Source organism: Corynebacterium kozikiae (genome assembly GCF_024580965.1).
GTDB classification, from domain to species: domain Bacteria; phylum Actinomycetota; class Actinomycetes; order Mycobacteriales; family Mycobacteriaceae; genus Corynebacterium; species Corynebacterium kozikiae.
Genome location: NZ_JANIKJ010000002.1, coordinates 193625 through 210811, shown reverse-complemented (window position 1 = coordinate 210811; position 17187 = coordinate 193625). Strand labels below are relative to the sequence as shown.

The 17187-nt window shown below is 64.1% G+C and carries 21 protein-coding genes; 15 read left to right on the top strand and 6 right to left on the bottom strand.

The annotated features are described in order from the left end of the window. The first annotated feature begins 1 nt into the window (after position 1). Both NQ018_RS02990 and NQ018_RS02985 read left to right on the top strand, forming a co-directional pair. The gene (locus tag NQ018_RS02990; protein WP_257039265.1) at positions 2 to 457 is read left to right on the top strand and encodes a RidA family protein; all 456 of its coding nucleotides are present in this window, start codon (positions 2 to 4) and stop codon (positions 455 to 457) included. A gap of 131 nt (positions 458 to 588) precedes the next feature. Further along, complete coding sequence (locus NQ018_RS02985) at positions 589 to 1404, top strand: MBL fold metallo-hydrolase (protein WP_257039267.1); 816 nt, start codon at positions 589 to 591, stop codon at positions 1402 to 1404. 85 nt (positions 1405 to 1489) lie between these two features. On the opposite strand, the gene glxR is transcribed toward NQ018_RS02985, so the two are convergent. Both glxR and NQ018_RS02975 read right to left on the bottom strand, forming a co-directional pair. Next, positions 1490 to 2173 (bottom strand): CRP-like cAMP-activated global transcriptional regulator GlxR, encoded by a 684-nt coding sequence (gene glxR, locus NQ018_RS02980; RefSeq protein ID WP_257039268.1) that lies wholly within the window; start codon positions 2171 to 2173, stop codon positions 1490 to 1492. Positions 2174 to 2430: 257 nt separating this feature from the next. Next, the gene (locus NQ018_RS02975) at positions 2431 to 2586 is read right to left on the bottom strand and encodes a hypothetical protein (RefSeq protein WP_257058271.1); all 156 of its coding nucleotides are present in this window, start codon (positions 2584 to 2586) and stop codon (positions 2431 to 2433) included. A gap of 257 nt (positions 2587 to 2843) precedes the next feature. Here NQ018_RS02975 and nth point away from each other — a divergent pair, with 257 nt between their 5' ends. Genes nth through NQ018_RS02955 form a run of 4 tightly spaced genes read left to right on the top strand, consistent with a single transcriptional unit; the run spans position 2844 to position 6117 of the window. After that, the gene (gene nth, locus NQ018_RS02970) at positions 2844 to 3590 is read left to right on the top strand and encodes an endonuclease III (RefSeq protein ID WP_257058269.1); all 747 of its coding nucleotides are present in this window, start codon (positions 2844 to 2846) and stop codon (positions 3588 to 3590) included. Beyond that, positions 3583 to 4176, top strand: coding sequence for a TlpA family protein disulfide reductase (locus NQ018_RS02965; RefSeq protein WP_257058336.1), 594 nt, complete (start codon positions 3583 to 3585; stop codon positions 4174 to 4176). The genes nth and NQ018_RS02965 overlap by 8 nt, the downstream gene beginning before the upstream one ends. Beyond that, positions 4173 to 4907 (top strand): NUDIX hydrolase, encoded by a 735-nt coding sequence (locus NQ018_RS02960; RefSeq protein WP_257058267.1) that lies wholly within the window; start codon positions 4173 to 4175, stop codon positions 4905 to 4907. The genes NQ018_RS02965 and NQ018_RS02960 overlap by 4 nt, the downstream gene beginning before the upstream one ends. Positions 4908 to 4923: 16 nt before the next feature. Next, positions 4924 to 6117 carry a MarP family serine protease gene (locus NQ018_RS02955; RefSeq protein ID WP_257058266.1) on the top strand — a complete coding sequence of 398 codons (1194 nt, stop codon included), beginning with the start codon at positions 4924 to 4926 and terminating at the stop codon, positions 6115 to 6117. 7 nt (positions 6118 to 6124) lie between these two features. Here NQ018_RS02955 and NQ018_RS02950 read toward each other — a convergent pair whose 3' ends face one another. Further along, positions 6125 to 7030, bottom strand: a complete 906-nt coding sequence (locus tag NQ018_RS02950) for an alpha/beta fold hydrolase (protein WP_257058264.1) — start codon at positions 7028 to 7030, stop codon at positions 6125 to 6127. Positions 7031 to 7134: 104 nt separating this feature from the next. Next, positions 7135 to 7635, bottom strand: coding sequence for a phage holin family protein (locus NQ018_RS02945; protein ID WP_257037367.1), 501 nt, complete (start codon positions 7633 to 7635; stop codon positions 7135 to 7137). A gap of 222 nt (positions 7636 to 7857) precedes the next feature. Between NQ018_RS02945 and NQ018_RS02940 the strand changes: the two genes are divergently transcribed. Further along, positions 7858 to 8526, top strand: a complete 669-nt coding sequence (locus NQ018_RS02940) for a hypothetical protein (protein ID WP_257058262.1) — start codon at positions 7858 to 7860, stop codon at positions 8524 to 8526. Here the strand turns inward: NQ018_RS02940 and NQ018_RS02935 are convergent. Further along, the gene (locus NQ018_RS02935) at positions 8523 to 9281 is read right to left on the bottom strand and encodes an HAD family hydrolase (RefSeq protein ID WP_257058334.1); all 759 of its coding nucleotides are present in this window, start codon (positions 9279 to 9281) and stop codon (positions 8523 to 8525) included. The two genes, NQ018_RS02940 and NQ018_RS02935, sit on opposite strands and share 4 nt — an antisense overlap. A gap of 460 nt (positions 9282 to 9741) precedes the next feature. On the opposite strand from NQ018_RS02935, the gene ssd reads away from it, so the two are divergent. From ssd to NQ018_RS02900, 7 genes are read left to right on the top strand one after another with little or no spacing between them, the layout of a single operon-like run. Beyond that, a complete protein-coding gene (ssd, locus tag NQ018_RS02930) occupies positions 9742 to 10851 on the top strand; it encodes a septum site-determining protein Ssd (protein ID WP_257058260.1) in 1110 nt (369 codons plus the stop codon). Continuing rightward, on the top strand, positions 10848 to 11963 hold the full coding sequence (locus NQ018_RS02925; protein ID WP_257058257.1) for a TadA family conjugal transfer-associated ATPase: 1116 nt from the start codon (positions 10848 to 10850) through the stop codon (positions 11961 to 11963). Before ssd ends, NQ018_RS02925 begins: the two co-directional genes overlap by 4 nt. After that, the gene (locus NQ018_RS02920) at positions 11957 to 12790 is read left to right on the top strand and encodes a type II secretion system F family protein (protein WP_257058255.1); all 834 of its coding nucleotides are present in this window, start codon (positions 11957 to 11959) and stop codon (positions 12788 to 12790) included. Before NQ018_RS02925 ends, NQ018_RS02920 begins: the two co-directional genes overlap by 7 nt. Continuing rightward, positions 12787 to 13338: a type II secretion system F family protein gene (locus tag NQ018_RS02915; protein ID WP_257058253.1), complete on the top strand. Its 552-nt coding sequence runs from the start codon at positions 12787 to 12789 to the stop codon at positions 13336 to 13338. The genes NQ018_RS02920 and NQ018_RS02915 overlap by 4 nt, the downstream gene beginning before the upstream one ends. Positions 13339 to 13389: 51 nt before the next feature. Further along, the gene (locus NQ018_RS02910) at positions 13390 to 13596 is read left to right on the top strand and encodes a DUF4244 domain-containing protein (RefSeq protein WP_257058250.1); all 207 of its coding nucleotides are present in this window, start codon (positions 13390 to 13392) and stop codon (positions 13594 to 13596) included. Positions 13597 to 13600: 4 nt separating this feature from the next. Next, a complete protein-coding gene (locus NQ018_RS02905) occupies positions 13601 to 13891 on the top strand; it encodes a hypothetical protein (protein ID WP_257058248.1) in 291 nt (96 codons plus the stop codon). After that, positions 13888 to 14241, top strand: a complete 354-nt coding sequence (locus tag NQ018_RS02900) for an Rv3654c family TadE-like protein (protein ID WP_257037380.1) — start codon at positions 13888 to 13890, stop codon at positions 14239 to 14241. Before NQ018_RS02905 ends, NQ018_RS02900 begins: the two co-directional genes overlap by 4 nt. On the opposite strand, the gene sftH is transcribed toward NQ018_RS02900, so the two are convergent. Beyond that, on the bottom strand, positions 14223 to 16574 hold the full coding sequence (gene sftH / locus NQ018_RS02895; RefSeq protein ID WP_257058246.1) for a DEAD/DEAH box helicase: 2352 nt from the start codon (positions 16572 to 16574) through the stop codon (positions 14223 to 14225). The two genes, NQ018_RS02900 and sftH, sit on opposite strands and share 19 nt — an antisense overlap. Positions 16575 to 16958: 384 nt before the next feature. On the opposite strand from sftH, the gene NQ018_RS02890 reads away from it, so the two are divergent. After that, positions 16959 to 17162, top strand: a complete 204-nt coding sequence (locus NQ018_RS02890; RefSeq protein ID WP_257037382.1) for a cold-shock protein — start codon at positions 16959 to 16961, stop codon at positions 17160 to 17162. Positions 17163 to 17187: the final 25 nt, after the last annotated feature.

Genomic DNA, 17187 nt, shown 5'->3' with positions numbered 1-17187 from the left:
CATGTCTGTGAGTGACCAGCTGAAAGCCGCCGGGATTACCCTTCCCGCCGTAGCTGCCCCCGTTGCCGCATACGTTCCGGCGGTGCAGGCCGGCAACCAGGTGTGGACTTCCGGCCAGCTTCCCTTCGTTGATGGTGCCCTGCCCAAGACCGGCAAGGTGGGCGCGGAAGTGACCGCCGCTGAGGCCGAGGAATACGCGCGGATCGCCGTGCTCAACGCCCTCGCAGCCGTGGATGCGCTGGTGGGTATTGATAATGTCACCCGCGTGCTCAAAGTGGTGGGTTTTGTTGCCTCCGCCGAGGGCTTCACTGGCCAGCCCGCCGTGATCAACGGCGCTTCCAACACCATCGCAGAGATCTTCGGGGAACAGGGCGCGCACGCCCGCAGCGCCGTGGGTGTAGCGGAGCTGCCGCTGGGCTCCCCGGTTGAGGTGGAAATTGTGGTTGAGGTTTCCTAGTCTCCCGCAGCCTCCCGCAGCCTCCCGCACACGCCCGTTCCGACGCTGCCAAGGTGGGGTCTTGGGGGCGTCGGTACGCGCCTTGCGGAAACTTCTAGTGCGGATTCAATGGAAAAGCTAAGCTAGTGTGCATGGAGCATCCTGCTTACAGTCAACTACGCCCTGTGACGCCCTCCGCAGCAGTGGTGCTGTGCCCCAATCCCGGCTACAGCTCCCTTGAGGGAACGAACTCGTGGGTTATCCGCGGCCCCGAGGATCCGAACAGCATTGTGATCGACCCCGGCCCCTACGACGAGGGCCATCTCAACGTCCTGAACTCCAAAGCGGAGCAAGTGGCGCTGGTGCTGCTGACCCACCGCCACCACGACCACGCCGACGGCGCCCAACGCTTCCACCAGCTCACCGGCGCGCCCGTGCGTGCGATGGATCCTTCGTACTGCTACGGCGGCGAGGCCCTGCAACCTGGGGAAATCATCACCGTCCCGGGTGTGACCCCGCAGATCGAGGTGGTGGCCACGCCAGGGCACACTGGCGACAGCGTATGCTTCTTCATTTGGTCAGGTGTGGCGGGCGAATCCACTCTTGAGGGCATCGCTACTGGTGACACCATCGCCGGGCGTCACACCACCATGATCTCCGAAACCGACGGTGACCTGGGCGCATACCTGGACACCTTGGAACTTCTGGAACGCCGTGGCAAAGGCGTGAAGCTGCTGCCAGGCCACGGTCCTGATGGTGACGACGTTGCGAGTTATGCGCAGTGGTACGCCGAACGCCGCCGCCAACGCCTCGAGCAGATCGTGGCCGCCCGGGAGAAGCTGGGCAAAGATGTGGGCATTAAGACCCTCATCGACGAGATTTACGACGACGTAGACCCAGTCCTGCGTGGGGCGGCGGAGCAGTCCACCCGGGTGGCGCTGCGCTACCTGGAGCAGCAGGAAAGCTAGCTCGTTCAGCAGGCTGGAGGAACACCAAACCCCCTTTTCGGGCCCCTCATGAACAAGGGCCCGAAAAGGGAGTTTTGTTTGTGGTTTAGCGGGCGCGCTTTGCCAGGTGCTCGGTGTCCACGATGAGCACGGACTTGCCTTCAAGGCGGATCCAGCCGCGGTGGGCAAAGGTGGCCAGGGCCTTGTTTACGGTCTCCCTGGATGCGCCCACGAGCTGGGCGATTTCTTCCTGGGTGAGGTCGTGGTTCACGCGCAGCGCGCCGCCCTCTTGGGAGCCAAAGCGGTTGGCGAGCTGCAGGAGGGTCTTTGCTACGCGGCCTGGGACGTCTGTGAAGATGAGGTCTGCCAGGGAGGCGTTGGTGCGGCGCAGGCGGCGGGCCAGCACGCGCAGCAGCTGCTCGGAGATCTCCGGGTGCTCCTCGATCCACTTGTGCAGCATCTCGGAGTTCATGGTTGCTGCGTGGACCTCGGTGACGCACACTGCGGAGGAGGTGCGTGGACCTGGGTCGAAGATAGACAGCTCGCCGAACATGTCCGAAGGGCCCATCACGGTGAGGAGGTTTTCACGGCCGTCGAGTGAGTGACGTGCCAGCTTCACCTTGCCGGAAGTGATGATGTAGAGGCGGTCTCCTGGCTCACCCTCTTCAAAGATCGTTGCGCCGCGGGGGAACCGAACCGTTTCCAGCTCTTGGATCAGGTTGTTCACCGCTACCGGATCGACACCCTGAAAGATGCCTGCGCGGGACAGGATTTCATGCACGCCATCCACTGAGATGTACTCCCTCTAGTAATCACAACGAAGGCATACTGCAGAACTGAAAAAACGCCTCGTTGAAGCTTTTTGAAGACTAAGTGTTACTGCCGTGCGCGGCGCCTCTCGAGGGGGTGCCGCGTCGTACTCCCCACACCTTACTATGTGAAACATCACTTTGGCACATTATTTGTGAAGTTTTCTAGAAAAACCGGACATATCCGGTATTTTTGATAATTTTTGCCAACGCGGCCGAAGGGTTCTAAATATGCTGCTTAAGCGTCATTTTTGGGGGTTGTTGGCAGTGGCTCGGAAATGCCCGTTTGGTTGGTTTCATCTGGGGTATGCAGGATTGCCCGCTCCAGGCGATCCATCCACAGCAGGAACAGGGCCAGGAATACGGGGGTGGCAATGACCAAAAACACACTCATGAGCATTGAGCTTAGCGCGGAGAGCGGCAATGAGAGGTGGAGAGGTGCTGAAAGGGTTGGAGGGGCCGAAAGGGTGGGAGGGTTGAGGTCACCCGCCCGGATCCCGCCCGGACCGCTCCCGCTGCCGGTCCCGCCCGGTCAAGCCCCGTTCAAGCCCGGTCAAGTCCGGTGCCCACGCAGACCCCAACGCAGACCGCCACGGAGTCTCGGGGGCACTGTCCAGCCTTTTCACAGGTGGAATAGCTAAGGTGGTGGGCATGCTTTCAAGGCAGGAAACTCCGCTGGCACGCAAGCGCCGGGCCCGAAAGATCAACCGCATCTTGGCTCAGGCGCACCCAGACGCGCATTGCGAACTTGATTTCCGCAACCCCCTTGAGTTGCTGGTAGCCACCGTATTGTCCGCCCAGTGCACGGACGTTCGCGTCAACCAGGTCACCCCGGCCTTGTTCGCCAGCTATCCAGACGCCGCAGCCTATGCCCAGGCGGCTACCAACCCCGCGGAGCTGGAGGAAATCATCCGGCCAACGGGGTTCTACCGCGCCAAAGCCAACCACCTCATTGGGATGGGGCAGATGTTGATTGCGGAGTACGGTGGCGAGGTACCCAAGGCCCTGGAAGACCTGGTGCGCCTGCCCGGTGTGGGCCGCAAAACGGCCCATGTGGTGCGCGGCAATGCCTTTGGCATTCCGGGGCTCACGGTGGATACCCACTTCGGGCGACTCATGCGCAGGCTCGGGCTCACGGACCTGGAAGACCCAGTGAAGGTGGAACACGCCATCGGTGAGCTCATTGAACGCAAAGAGTGGACTATGTTTTCCCACCGCGTAATTTTCCACGGGCGCCGGGTGTGTCACTCCCGCAAGCCGGCCTGTGGCGCGTGTGTGCTGGCGAGCCTGTGCCCGTCGGCAAGCATTGGTGCCCAGGGCAGCGAGGCCGCGGCGCTGGTGAAAGGTGAGAACCGGGAGTGGTTGCTGGAAATGGCAGGAGTAGATGATGTTGCGTAACACAGTGATTGCCTCCGTGGTGGGCTTCGTGGCGATTCTCGCGGTGCTGCTCACGCTTACCTTGCGCCCCGAGGCCGAGCAGCAGCCGGTGATGCAAGCGGAATCGGGGCAAAGCGCGGCGGAGGATGTGGAAGGCGCGCCGGTGCTCACGCAGCGCCCCGACTGCCCCGCGCCGCAAATGGAAGGCATCGAGCTGCCCTGCCTGGGTGGGGAGATTGTGGATGGCGAACAAACCCCGGCGGCGCAGGCCACGGTGGTGAACCTGTGGGCGTGGTGGTGCGAGCCGTGCCGCACCGAGCTGCCGCTGTTTGACCAGCTTGCGCTGGAGCACCCCGAGTACGCGATCGTGGGCGTGCACGCGGACAAGGCCGCCACCAACGGAGCCGCGCTGCTCGAGGAACTGGGCGTGGGAATGGCCAGCTACCAGGACGATTCCAACCTCTTTGCCGGCACGCTCGGCTTGCCCCAGGTGGTGCCGATCACCGTGGTCTTTGCCCCTGACGGCACCCTCAAGGGCTACCTGCCGAAGTCGTTCACTTCCTATCAGGAGCTTGAGGACGCCCTGGCCGAGATGGTGAACACATGACCGCCCGCCATGACTCCCCGGGCGCGAACATCGAACTCTTACCCCAGCGCGCCCCCGTATGGATGCACAAACTCCTCATGAGCACGCATTCCGGCGCCGTGGACCGCGCCGTGGGCTTCAACTTGCGCCGCCCTCATGAACCAATGAAAGACAGGCAGGCGGCGGTGCTGGTGCTGCTCTCCGGCACGGAAACCAGTGCGGAGCTGCCTAACGACGCCGCCGTCTTGCTCACGCACCGTTCACCCACCATGCGTTCACATTCGGGGCAGATCGCGTTTCCCGGCGGCCGTATGGATGCAACAGACGCAAATGTGGTGGACTGCGCCCTACGGGAGGCCTGGGAGGAAACTGGGCTAGACCGGATGACGGTCACCCCGGTTGCCCAACTAAGCGAGGTCCACATCCGCGCCACCGGCTACCCCGTGACTCCCGTGCTGGCGCACTGGCACAGCATTTCACCCACGGGTGTGGTCTCTCCCGAGGAGGCTGATGAGGTGATCAACGTGCCAATGGCCACCCTCATCGACCCCGCCAACCGCTTCATGGTCCGCCTCGGCCAGTGGTACGGCCCGGCCTTCCATGTGAACGGCTACGTGGTGTGGGGGTTCACAGGAGGAATCCTTGATGCGTTGATTGAGCAGGCGGGGTGGGAACAACCCTGGGATAAGCAGACGCATTACGATTTGGCGGAGTCGTTGGAGCGCTCACGCAACAACGAAAAGAAACTCTGAAGGGAAACCACCAACAGTGCAGCCCGGTGTTGTAGTAGACCTCATCATTGCCTTCATAGTGCTCGCAGCCATGTGGGCGGGATGGCGCCAAGGCGCCATCGCGTCGGTATTCTCTGCGATCGGCGTGGTGGCGGGACTGCTGAGCGGCGCGGTGCTGGCCCCCGTCGTGATGACCTTCACCGACTCCGTGGCGCTGCGCTTCCTGCTCGCACTCGGCACGGTGATTCTGCTGGTTGGCGTGGGCAACCTGGTGGGCGGGCTGCTCGGCTCGGCGCTGCGCGACGTGGTGGTGTGGCGCAAGTTGCGCTTTGTGGATGCCTCCCTGGGTTCGGTGTTTCAGGCCGCGACCGCCTTGGTGGTGGTGTGGCTCGTCTCAATCCCGCTGGCCACGGGCCTGAGCGGAGTGCCGGCGCAGGGAATTGCGCAGTCAAAGGTCCTGGGATTTGTGGACCGCAACACTCCGCAGGCGCTGGGCACGCTGCCTTCGAAAATTTCCGCCATGCTCTCCGAATCCGGGCTGCCGCCGCTGGTCTCCCCGTTTGAGGGATCCAGCCGATTTGAGGTGGAAGCCCCGGATATTCAGGTGGAGGACGTGGCGCTGGTGGAGCGGCTGCGGCCGTCGGTAGTGCATGTGATGGGCGAGTCCCAGGTGTGCTCGCGCCGCCTCATGGGCTCCGGCTTTGTGGTGGATGATACGCATGTGGTGACCAATGCCCACGTTGTGGCCGGCACGAACTCCGTTGCCCTGGACACCACGCTGGGCATCTTCCAGGCGCAGGTGGTGTACTACAACCCCGAGCTGGACATCGCCGTGCTGCAATCCGAGCCCACAGGCCTACCCGCCCTGCAGTGGGCGCAAGATCCGGCGGTGAGCGGCGAGGACGCCATCGTGATGGGCTTCCCCGAATCCGGGCCCTTTGAAGCCGCACCGGCGAGGATCGCGGACCGCCTCACCATTTCCGGACCGAACATCTACGCCTCGGGGCGCGTGGAACGCGAGGCCTACACCGTGCGAGGCACCATCCGCCAGGGCAACTCCGGCGGTCCAATGGTGAATGCCAACGGCGAAGTCATCGGCGTGGTGTTTGGCGCGGCAGTGGACAACACGGACATCGGCTACGCGCTGACGGCCCGTGAGGTGCTGGCCAACATCGGCAACGTTTCCACGCTCACCAGCCCGGTGGGGACCATGGAGTGCGTGAACAACTAGCGGCCCGCTAGCTCCGCTCGGCGCTGGTTACGGCGCCGAGGATCGCCTCTGCGAAGCGTTCGGGTGCTTCCAGGTGGGGGCGCTGCTTGGCGTCGGGAATGCTGAACGTGTGCAGGGTGGTGGCGCGCTTTCGGGCGATCTTTGCCTCCAGACGCGCCCTGGAAGTGTTCACTAGCACGTGCGCTGGCACGTCCACGCTGCGCTGAATCCACCCAATCGGCGGCAGATTCACCTGGTAACGCATGGTTTTGGCGATCCCTGGGAAGGTGGAGCCGATTGCCTGTGCTTTGGTCCGCAGGCGTACTTCCTCGTTGAATGCTTCGCTGCCCTGGTACTTCACGCCGGTGTTGAGGCGCAGCTCGCGGGCGATCTTGTTCGCTGGCCGCACCCAATACAGCTTGCGCAACCCCTGCGGCAGGCGCATCGGGGTGGTGAAGGAGAGCAACCCCACATAGCGCCAGGGTGCCCGCAGGATCGCGGCGCGCATATCCGCGGGGTGGATCGCTCCCGCGGTGATCAGCGAAGCGACGTGCCCAGGGTGGCTCGTTGCCAGGGCCCAGGCAATCGCGGCGCCGGAGCCAACACCAACGACGTGCGCACGATCATGGCCCAACGTGCGGATCGCGCCCGCGATGTCGCCGGTGGCGTTGTGCAGGTCGTAACCCGCTGGCGGCTTATCGGACATGCCGTAGCCGCGGCAGTCCAACGCCGCCACATGGAGCCCTGAGGTAGCAAGTTTGTCCATGAGGGGGCGGTAGTTGAACCAGCCGCCCAGGGCGTCATGGAGCAATACCACCAGCGGCCCCGTTTGCTCGCCCATCGTGGCGGCATGGAGCCGGATGCCGCGGGTGTGCAGCATTTGGTGGCGCCAGGGGCCGTCAAAGGCCACGACTTTCGGCGAAAGTGGTGCCAAGGTGCTCTCCTCATGGACAAAAGGGGACAAAAATGCAGTGCCCGGGGGTTCTCGGGCACTGCCTGATGTGCGGTGGGCTATTGACGCCAGGTGTTGGCGCTGTGCTAGCTATACATGCCGCGGTTGCCGGACTCCAGCTTCTGCTGCGCCTGGCCTGGGACCAGGTTCTTGAGTTCGTTGACGGACTGGATGGTCTTCTTCGGTGCGCCGATCTTCTTGACCTTCTTCAGACCGATGAGCGCGAGGATAGCAGCCAGGCCGATCATCACGAGGAACACGATCAGGTAGGCGGCCCAGGAGGCCAGCCAGATCTTGAGGACCTCGGCGATCATGAAGAAGAAGAAGAACGAGCTGTAGAGGGCAATGACGCCAGCTACACCGAAGAGGCCGCCGCCGATGGCACCCTTCTTGGCTTCCTGGGCGAGTTCTGCCTTGGCCAGCTCTACCTCTGCTCGGAAGAGGGAGGACATTTGGGAGGTGGCGTCGCTCACCAAGGAACCGATGGAGCCGTTGTTGCCTGCGTCCACGTCTCGAAGTGGGATGGCGTTCACCTTTGCCTGGAAGGTTTCAGCACCTTCGGTGTAAAGGCCGTTCTCGTTGCTCACGGCGTGGTCCTCCAAAAGTTGTTGTGATGGTAGCTGCTCCGCCGGGCCAGCATTTTGTGGCTGCGGGAGCTGCCGCCTTGAAAAGATTTTTTCGCAATCACAGTCAATCGTGCCACGAAACGCTAAACCGGTGTCAATTCGAGGCTAAAAAAGTTGCCAATTTGTGAAAAACTTCCCGCCGCACCCCCACGCTCATTCCCTCACCCAATGGTTTGGATGAAGATGGAACCCATGATTGCCAACCTTGCGCAGCACCCCACCGTAGCCGCCCCTCTGGCCGAGGCCACCGCCGCCATCAACGCCGTTCACCGCCGCCCGGTGAACCTCCGCAAGGTGAACATCACTTCCTCCACGGCGGCTCTGCGCGCGGCCACTCTTTCCGCGCAACTGGAAGGCCTGGGTGAACAGGAGTCGCTCAGCGCGTACAGTCTTTGCGGCCCCAATCTCATCGACGCCACCACGCGCACCCTCGTCCGCGCTCCCTTGCAGGTGATCGCGCGTATCGACGCCCTGGCAGGCGGTAGCGGGCAACCCGAGTCCGGGAAGGGCGCGGCCCGGCTGCAATCACTGGCCCGGCTCATCGTGGATGGTGCCCGCAACCAGGAAACCCCCGCGGGCGTGCTCGCTGCGGTTGTTCATGAGGAGATTTACACCTCGGGGGCTTTCGGGCCTCGCACCGGCACCATCGCCAGGGTGACCTCCCGCCTTGTTGCTGTTGCCTGCGGCTTTGACCCGCGAGGATTGTGTGTGCCGGAGGTGCGCTGGCGGCGTCGGCACGCGGAGTACCGCACGCCCGCGGCGCTGGAGGAGAAAGTAGCGCAGTTCCTGCTTGCCTATGTTGCCGGAGCGCAGGAGGCGGAGGGAATTGCCAGGGAAGTGCAGGGTGCTTAAGCGCGCTTGGTGAACCACACCGCGCCGAATGCCAGCGCAGCCACGAGGCCTGCGGAAATGCTGAGCTCGCGTTTTGTGGGGATAGGGAAGAGCGGCACAGGGTTTTTGAACGTCTGAATCTCCCAGCCGCGCTCAGTGGCGATTTTACGCAGGGCGCGATCCGGGTTCACCGCGACCGGCTTACCCACGGCCTCAAGCATTGGCAGGTCCGTGGCGGAATCGGTGTAGGCGAAGCATTGTTGCAGGTCATAGTGTTGGGTTTGGGCGAGCTCCGCAATCGCCTGCGCCTTGAGTGGCCCCTTGCAGAAGAAGGGCAGCTGGCCGGTGAACTTGCCATCTACCACCTCCAGTTCGGTGGCTACCACGCGATCCACCCCGAGCTCGGTGGCGATCGGCTCCACGAGCTGGCGGGCAGAGGCGGAAATGATTACGACGTCGTGGCCCTGGCGCTGGTGCTCGGTAATGAGGTCGCGGGCCTCGGCGTAAATCGCGGGGGTCAGGGCGGTGTGCATGGCCTCCGCAGCAATCTCGCGTACCTTGGCTTCCTCCCAACCCGCGACCATCTGCGCAAGCTGCTCCTTTGTGGCCTCCATCTGCTGCTCATTGTGGCCCGTGAGCATGTAACTGGCCTTGGTTACCGACATATGCAGCGCTTCCGCGGGTGTGATCAGCCCAAGGTGAAGGAACTGCTTGCCAAACGCAAGAGCCGACGACGTAGCGATTACCGTCTTGTCCAGATCAAAGAACGCGGCCACGCGGGTTTGCTGCGCGGCGGCAGTTGCTGGGGTATCCGTGGTTGGCGCGGCTTGCGTGGTTCGTTCCGTGTTGCGGGGCGTCACCTGCTCGAGTGTAGCGATTTTCGCTGCGTAAGTGGCAGTTTGGCAGGGAGTTTGAAGGTGCTGTGAGGAGGTGTTGCACGTCTTTGTTGGCTGTGTCATAATCGTCTGTGCAAGGCCCCGATATACAGTGTGGCCTGCCCCGGCTCGCCCCCCCTGTAGCCGGGTTGGCGGTTCGCGCACACCCCCCCGAGCGCGAACCGCCCTTTTATGTCTTGTGGGTTTCCTAGCACGAGGTGTGTTTGCGTGGCGTGTGGCGCAGCCTTCGAGCTTTGCAACTGGGAAAGTTTCCACAACCCAGCCGCTGTAACCCCACGTTTTCCACAGCCTTCAAGATGGCCCCTTTTCGCGCATGTGAAACCCCGGCACACTGCGGGCTATGGATACACCAGTTCTTGTTGCAATTACAGACCCGATTATTTACCCAGAGGCAATGCACGCCGTTGCCGCGACCGGTCGCGTGGCGGTGGATACCACTGACCCGCGGGAGATTACAGTGCAGGCTGCGCGCTGTGGCGTGGTGCTCTGCGATGCCACTACCGCGCCGCATGTTGCTACGTTGGCGCTGCGCCAGCGCAGGTTCTTGCTCCTCGGCACTTCAGAACCTTCGGGAGGGGAGATTTCAGCAGGGGAGCGCGGCGGCTGGAAGCTCGCCATGGATCTTCATGCTGAACAGGTATTTTCCATGCCTGCCGACGTTCCCAAGCTGTTGGAGGCGCTCGCTGAACAGCACACAGATTCTCATGCGCCGCCCGAAGAGAGTGGGCAGCGGCGCCGGTTGCGAGTGCGGGTGATCGCGGTACTTGGTGGCGTCGGTGGCGCTGGGACCAGCGTGTTTGCTGCGAGTGTTGCTCGTCACCTCGCCGGCGGAGGTGGGGGCTGCGTGCTCCTCGACGCTGCAACGGCCTCCGGGGGTCTTGACCTGCTGTTTGGCTTGGAGGACGCGCCGGGGCTTCGCTGGAATGACCTCAGCTCTTCCGGCGGGGTGCTACGCGGCAGGGAGGTGCTGGATTCGCTTATCGACGCCGGCCAGGGGCTTCGCCTCCTTTCCCAGGCGCGGTCCGCGGGGGAGGGGGTGACCGGGGAGAAGGTGCGTGCCGCCATTGATTCGCTGCGTGCGCAGGCGGGGATCAGTGACATCGTGGTGGACGCCGGTGTGCTGGGGCAGCAGCCGCAGGGCGTGTTGGACGCGGTGGATGCCGTTGTGCTGGTGGTTCCTGCCGAGGTGCGGGCGGTGGCGGCCGCCGCAGAGCATGTGCACCAGATCCATTCCCGCAGCCTACCCCTGGTGCCGGTGGTGCGGGTGCGCGGGTGGGCGTCGGTACGCGCGGAGGAGATGGAGCCCTTCCTCGGTGCGGTGCCTGTGGCGCAGTTCGGAAACGTGTTTGGGCTGGCCAAACGCCTGGAGACGGTGGGGCTGGGGCAGCGCCTGCCCAGGGAGCTTTCGCGGGCGGCCAAGCAGGTGGTGGAGGCGGAGGTGCTGCGATGAACCGGGAGCAGGTGTTGGCGCAGGTCCAGCAGCATTTGGCGAGCCATCCGGAGGTCACGGGGGCTGCGCAGATTGCGGAGGTGATTCGCCAAACCGCGGGAGTGGTGAGTGATAAAGATGTGTTTGACCTGTTGCGCCAGTTGCGCCATGAGACGGTGGGCCTGGGGCCGCTGGAACCGCTGTTGCAGCGCAGGGGAATCACGGACATCGTGGTCAACGGCCCAAACAGCGTGTGGATCGACTGCGGCAACGGCATGGAGGCCGCGGGTGTGCGCTTCAGCGACGACGAAGAGGTGCGCAGACTCGCCACCCGCCTCATATTGGCGTGCGGTGGCAGGCTCGACAGCGCTCAAAGCTTTGCCGACGCCCGCCTCCAGCACACAGCCACCACAGCCATTCGTGTCCACGCGATGCTCAGCCCACCCTCGGACACCGGCACCCTTCTCTCCCTGCGCGTGCTGCGCCAGGCCCACATCAGCCTCGGAGAACTCGCCGAAAAAGGTACGTTCACCAGGGACATTGCCGACGCGCTGCGTGCCCTCGTCCACGCCAAACGCTCCTTTTTGGTGGTCGGCGGCACCGGTTCTGGGAAAACCACGCTGCTCAACGCCCTGCTCGGGGAAGTCCACCCCGGCGAGCGGATCATCACGATCGAAGACACCGCCGAGCTTCTGCCCAAGCACCCCCACCACGTTGCGCTGCTCACAAGGGCGGCTAACACCGAAGGACGCGGCCAGATCACCATGCAGGAGCTGCTGAAACAGGCTCTGCGCATGCGCCCGGACCGAATCATTCTGGGTGAAATCCGCGGCGCCGAGGTGGTGGACCTCCTCGCCGCGCTCAACACTGGCCATGAGGGCTGCGCCGGAACCATCCACGCCAACGCCGCGGAGGAGGTCCCCGCCCGCCTTGAGGCATTGGCTGCTCTCGGTGGGGTGCCAGCCGTGGCGCTCGGGGCGCAAATCGCGGCTGCCGCGCCGATGGTGCTCTCTATGCAGAAAACGGCCTCGGGCAGGGTGTTGCAGCAGATCAGCGTGGTGGAACACAACCCGGTTCGGGTGCGCACCCTGTGGCAGCGCAGCAAAGGCTGGATGGAGGAGGCGCCATGGTAAGCAACCCTTCGGCGGTGCTCGCCTGCCTCGTGTGCCTTGTCCTCGCCCTGGCTCTGCCTTCACCACGGTTGCTGCGGCGCGTGCAACACCCTGGCAGCGGCAGCGGCAGCGGCAATGCCCATTCCAAGCGCCTGCCAACAACGCGCCTGCTGTGGGCCGTAAGCACGCTGGGGCTTGTGGGGATGTGGGCGTTGGGGGCGTCGGTCATCCTCATTGCCTTGGTGATGATCGCTGCAACGCTGTGGCGCATTGCCTCGGGAATCGCGGTGAAGCGGCGCTCCAAACAGCGAAAACGCTATCTTTCGCAAGTGCTGGGGCTCGTGGTGGGCGAGCTGCGCGCCGGCATCCCCATGGATCACGCACTCGAACACGCGCTGGAGGAACTCAGCCCCGTTCAGGCGCGCGCCGCACCTATTCCGCAGCAACTGCACGCCACCGTCCGCGCGATGCGGCTCGGGGCGCAAGGGGAAAAGCACCTTCTGGCCGTTGCCCATGAGGAGCTGGTGTTTATGGCGCAGTGCTGGAATGTAGCAGCGCGCCACGGCGTTGCGTTGGCGCCGCTGATCCACCAGGTGCAACTGCGCCTCGACGCCGAGCTCAGCCACCATTCAGAGACCAACGCCAACCTTCAGGGGCCGCAGGCCACCGCTGTGCTGCTGAGCCTATTGCCGCTGCTTGGGATCGGTTTGGGGGCATCGATGGGCGCCAATTCGGTGGCCCTGTTTAGTACCACGGCGGTCGGGGCGGTGCTTCTGCTCGTGGGAACTGGCCTGCTCTGCGCGGGAGCGCTGTGGGCGCACCGGATTTTGCAGGGGGTGGCGGCATGATACTCGTGATCGCCGCGATGCTGGTTGCCTGCGCGTTGTGGCTCACCCCGCCGCGGCGGCTGCGCCATGCCCACGCCCCAGCGGGACCTCCGCCCGAGCAGGCAAGCGCCCTGGAAACCGCCAATGACCTGGACCTGCTCACCGCGTGCCTGCAGGCTGGGCTGAGTCCAGCCGCGGCGGTGCACACCGTAGCCAATTGCAGCCACAACCCCAGATGGGCACAGGTAGCAACGCTGATGCACATGGGTGCGCCCGCCCACCGCGCCTGGCAGCCCCTTGAAGCCGACGCCCACTGCCGCGAACTTGTGGCACTCGCACGCGCCTCCGGCCGCACCGGTGCTGGCATGCAGGAAGGCTGCGCCCGGCTGGCAGAAGATCTCCGCCGCCAAGCAAGCCACCTGGCAACTGCAAAAGCCCAGCGCGCCGGGGTCCTCATGGCCCTGCCGCTCAGCCTGTGCTTCCTGCCCGCCTTCTTCCTGCTGGGGCTGATCCCAGTAATTGTTGACCTCGGCATGGAACTTCTAGGGGGTCTCAACCTGTCTAAGTAACTAGGGGCAAAACCGCCCTTGGACACACACCAAATACAAAAGGAGAACACCATGAACACCTTTAACACCACGAACTACCAGCAACAACGACCCGCGCTGCTTGCCGATGAACGCGGCATGACCAGCGTGGAGTACGCCCTCGGGGCGCTCGCCGCCACCGCACTCGCCGGGGCGCTGTACTTTGTTGCCCAATCCCAGGCCGTGCGCGACGCCATCGAGCAAGTAGTCACCGGCGCACTCAGCAACGTCCCAGGCTAAGCACATGCGCAACGACGCCGGCATGGTCACCCTCGAATCCGCCCTCGCTGCGGCGGCGCTGCTGCTGTTTACCTCCGCGCTGATCGGGGTCCTCTCCACCTTCGGGTCCCTCATCCTGGCGGTGGACCTCGCTGGCGCCGCCGCCAGATCCCACGCCATCGGGGTGGCATACACCCCACCACGGGGCAGCGTGGACATAGAGGAAAGCAGCACCCACGTCACCGCCACCGCCCACGTTCCCGCACCATTTGGGGAGATGCGCGCCCAGGCGGTCTACCCCAAGGAAACCTCATGACCCCTCATGAGCACACCGACGATGCCCGCGGCAACATGACCATCTTCGCCGCGGGCATCGCCTGTGCCCTCACCGCAATCCTGCTAGCCGCAGTAGGTGCCGCCAGCCTGGTACTCCAACAGCACAAGGCGCAGGTTGCGGCAGACATGGCCGCGATCGCCGGCGCCACCTCCCTCATGAACACCACCGACGCCGACGCCGACGCCTGCGCCACAGCCAGCACCACCGCCCACGCCAACAACGCCGAGCTCACGAGCTGCACCATCTATGCCCTCGACGTCCAAGTCAGCGTCCGCGTTGGCCTGCGCACCGCCCAGGCCAACGCCGGCCCTCATGAGCAAGGGTCGTAGCCGCCGAGCATGGTGCACAGCGCACCCAGCAGTTTGATCGCACCTGCCTTGTCAAGCGGGTTGTTTCCGTTGCCGCATTTTGGCGACTGCACGCAGCTCGGGCACCCCGCCTCGCACGCACAAGAGCGCACGGCTTCAAAGGTGGCTTGGATCCATTCGTCGAATCGTTCATAGCCACAGTCGGCAAAGCCGGCGCCACCTGGGGTGCCGTCGTACACGAACACCGTCGGTAAGCCTGTGTCAGCATGCAGCGCAGTGGACACCCCGCCGATGTCCCAGCGATCGCATGTGGCGATCAGCGGCAACATACCGATCGCCGCGTGTTCCGCCGCATGCAGCGCCCCAGGGACATCCGTGATCCCCAACTCCTGAAGTACCAACGGGTCCACCGTGTAGGCCACCGCCCTGGTCACCAACGCCTGAGCCGGCAGATCCAGCGGCACCATCCCGATGGTCTCCCCGGCGATCGACTTCATCACATAACCCGTCACCTGCGTAGTCACCTCCACCTCCAGATTGGAAACCCACAGGCCAGGGGAGGGATTCACCACCTTCTGCTCATCGTGCGGCACATCCACAATCCGGATGTCCGTGGTGGAACGCGAATACGTGTTGTACTCAGGGGCCTCCGGGTGCACCAACGCAACCCCCTCATGGAGATCCAGCTCATCCACCACGAACTGCTCACCCATATGCAGGTACACCGCGCCGGGGTGGAGCTGGCTGAGCGCCAAGGATTCATCAGTCGTGCCAAGCAGGCGCCCGTCGGTGGCGTCCACAATGGCCACTGAGTTTCCCGTGCCGCGCAACTGCACCTGAGTGTGCGGCGGGGCGACGCCCGGGGGTTGGACGGCGAACCAGCCGCCGGGGCGCCTGCGCAACCTCCCCTCATGAGCAAGCTCATGAGGGAGGGTGGGGCCTGCGAGGGCGTAGATCTCGGCGTCGGAAAGCGGCGCCTCCACCGCCGCGCACAGCACGTGGCCGCGCACGATGTGTGGGTTGTGGGGGTTGAAGACGGTGCGCTCGAGGGGTTTGTCGAGGAGCGCTTCGGGGTGGTGGATGAGGTAGGTGTCCATGGGTTCGTCGCGGGCCACGAGGGTGACCAGGCTTCCTTGGCCGCGCCGACCTGCGCGCCCAGCCTGCTGCCAGAAGCTGGCCACGGTCCCGGGGAAGCCGGCGGTGACCACCGCATCCAGGCCGCCGACGTCGATGCCCAATTCCAGCGCGTTTGTTGAGGCCACGCCCAACAAATCGCCGTTGTCCAGGGCCTGTTCGAGTGCCCGGCGGTGCTCCGCGAGGTATCCCGCGCGGTAGGCTGCCACCCGGGCCGCGTCGGCAGGCCTTCCCATGCTGGAGAGCTCTTCTGCACAGCGCAGCGCCGTGATTTCCGCTTGCCTGCGAGAACGGACGAACGCGAGGGTGCGTGCGCCTTCGGCGATGAGGGTGGCCATGATGCTGGCGGTTTCGGTGCTGGCGGCGCGGCGGACGGGGGCGCCGCCTTCGTCGCTGATGCCTTCGATGAAGCCGGGTTCCCAGAGCATGATGGTGCGGGGGCCGCGGGGTGCGGTGTCGCGCTCGACTGCTTCCACGGGCGCGCCGATGAGGGTGGAGGCGTGGGCGGCGGGGTCGTTGCTGGTGGCGGAGGCGAGGATCACGGTGGGGTGGGCGCCGTAGCGGGCGCAAAGGCGGAGGAGGCGGCGCAGCACTAGGGAGACGCCGGCGCCGAACACTCCGCGGTAGGAGTGGGCTTCGTCGATGATGATGAAGTGCAGATTGCGCAGCATGCGGCCCCATTTTGCGTGGTTCGGCAAGATGGCTTGGTGCAGCATGTCGGGGTTGGTGACCACCAGCCGGGAGCGTTCGCGGATGGTGGGGCGGGCGTCGGTGGGGGTGTCGCCGTCGTAGGGGCTGGGGTGTACCTCATGGAGCCCCTCAATTTCACTGCACATTTGCAGCAGGGTGCCCAGTTGGTCATTGCCCAGCGCCTTCGTGGGCGTGAGGTACAGCGCCGTGGCCCGCGGCTCCTGCGCCAGCCGCGAAAGCACCGCGAGCTGGTACGCCAGGGACTTACCCGAAGAGGTCGCCGTAGCCAGCACCACATGCCGTCCCTCCCACGCTAACGACGCAGCCAGCGCCTGGTGCTCGTACAGCGCCGCGATGCCCCTCGCTGTAAGCCAGTGCTGGAGGCCGGGGTGTGTCCATGAGGGGAAAGGGGCGTACTCGGCGCGCTTCGCCGGCTGCGTAACCAGGTGGGTGCAGGTGGAGGTGTGCTGCGATTCCTGCACCGCGCGGGCCAATTCCTCCCCCGTATGAGGGCGCGCGGGGTGGGTCACATTTTCCTCCCAAAACTATTGTGAAAACTTGCGTGAACTGCGCCTACATTGCCAGGTGCGGTGAGGTGCTGAAAAAGATTTTGGCCGAAAATCGGAAGAATTTTGATTCTACGCTTCTGGTTTGCTGGGATTCGTGACACACTGGCTAATGGTCGCCAAGGAGCAACCAAGGAAATCCCGAGTGTGATCGCGCTACGAGCGCGGTGGAAGCAGGGGTTCCGGTAGTTGCTTCTTATTTTTTGCTTCAGGTGGCTGCGCTATTCACACAGTGCTGATGTACAAGGTGATTGGCGTGGTGATATGCAGGTCAGAAAGTTTGGCTCCCACGCAAGGACGCTTTGCAACTCCGCGGGCGTCACAATCCAAAATAAGGAAGTTTTCAAAATGGCACAGGGCACTGTGAAATGGTTCAACGCTGAAAAGGGCTTCGGCTTCATCGCTCCTGAGGACGGCTCCGCTGACGTCTTCGTCCACTACTCCGAGATCGAGGGCAACGGCTTCCGCACCCTGGAAGAGGACCAGAAGGTGGAGTTTGAGATCGGTGAGGGCGCAAAGGGCCCACAGGCGCAGTCTGTTCGCGCACTGTAAACAAAATCTGTAAGCAAATACAGTA

Coding starts and splice junctions, on each gene's coding strand:
- NQ018_RS02925 (WP_257058257.1), top strand. CDS start 10,848: ATGAACCGGGAGCAGGTGTTGGCGCAGGTCCAGCAGCATTTGGCGAGC.
- NQ018_RS02910 (WP_257058250.1), top strand. CDS start 13,390: ATGAACACCTTTAACACCACGAACTACCAGCAACAACGACCCGCGCTG.
- NQ018_RS02890 (WP_257037382.1), top strand. CDS start 16,959: ATGGCACAGGGCACTGTGAAATGGTTCAACGCTGAAAAGGGCTTCGGC.
- nth (WP_257058269.1), top strand. CDS start 2,844: ATGCTTTCAAGGCAGGAAACTCCGCTGGCACGCAAGCGCCGGGCCCGA.
- NQ018_RS02905 (WP_257058248.1), top strand. CDS start 13,601: ATGCGCAACGACGCCGGCATGGTCACCCTCGAATCCGCCCTCGCTGCG.
- NQ018_RS02900 (WP_257037380.1), top strand. CDS start 13,888: ATGACCCCTCATGAGCACACCGACGATGCCCGCGGCAACATGACCATC.
- NQ018_RS02915 (WP_257058253.1), top strand. CDS start 12,787: ATGATACTCGTGATCGCCGCGATGCTGGTTGCCTGCGCGTTGTGGCTC.
- NQ018_RS02975 (WP_257058271.1), bottom strand. CDS start 2,586: ATGAGTGTGTTTTTGGTCATTGCCACCCCCGTATTCCTGGCCCTGTTC.
- ssd (WP_257058260.1), top strand. CDS start 9,742: ATGGATACACCAGTTCTTGTTGCAATTACAGACCCGATTATTTACCCA.
- NQ018_RS02985 (WP_257039267.1), top strand. CDS start 589: ATGGAGCATCCTGCTTACAGTCAACTACGCCCTGTGACGCCCTCCGCA.
- NQ018_RS02940 (WP_257058262.1), top strand. CDS start 7,858: ATGGAACCCATGATTGCCAACCTTGCGCAGCACCCCACCGTAGCCGCC.
- NQ018_RS02920 (WP_257058255.1), top strand. CDS start 11,957: ATGGTAAGCAACCCTTCGGCGGTGCTCGCCTGCCTCGTGTGCCTTGTC.
- NQ018_RS02990 (WP_257039265.1), top strand. CDS start 2: ATGTCTGTGAGTGACCAGCTGAAAGCCGCCGGGATTACCCTTCCCGCC.
- NQ018_RS02960 (WP_257058267.1), top strand. CDS start 4,173: ATGACCGCCCGCCATGACTCCCCGGGCGCGAACATCGAACTCTTACCC.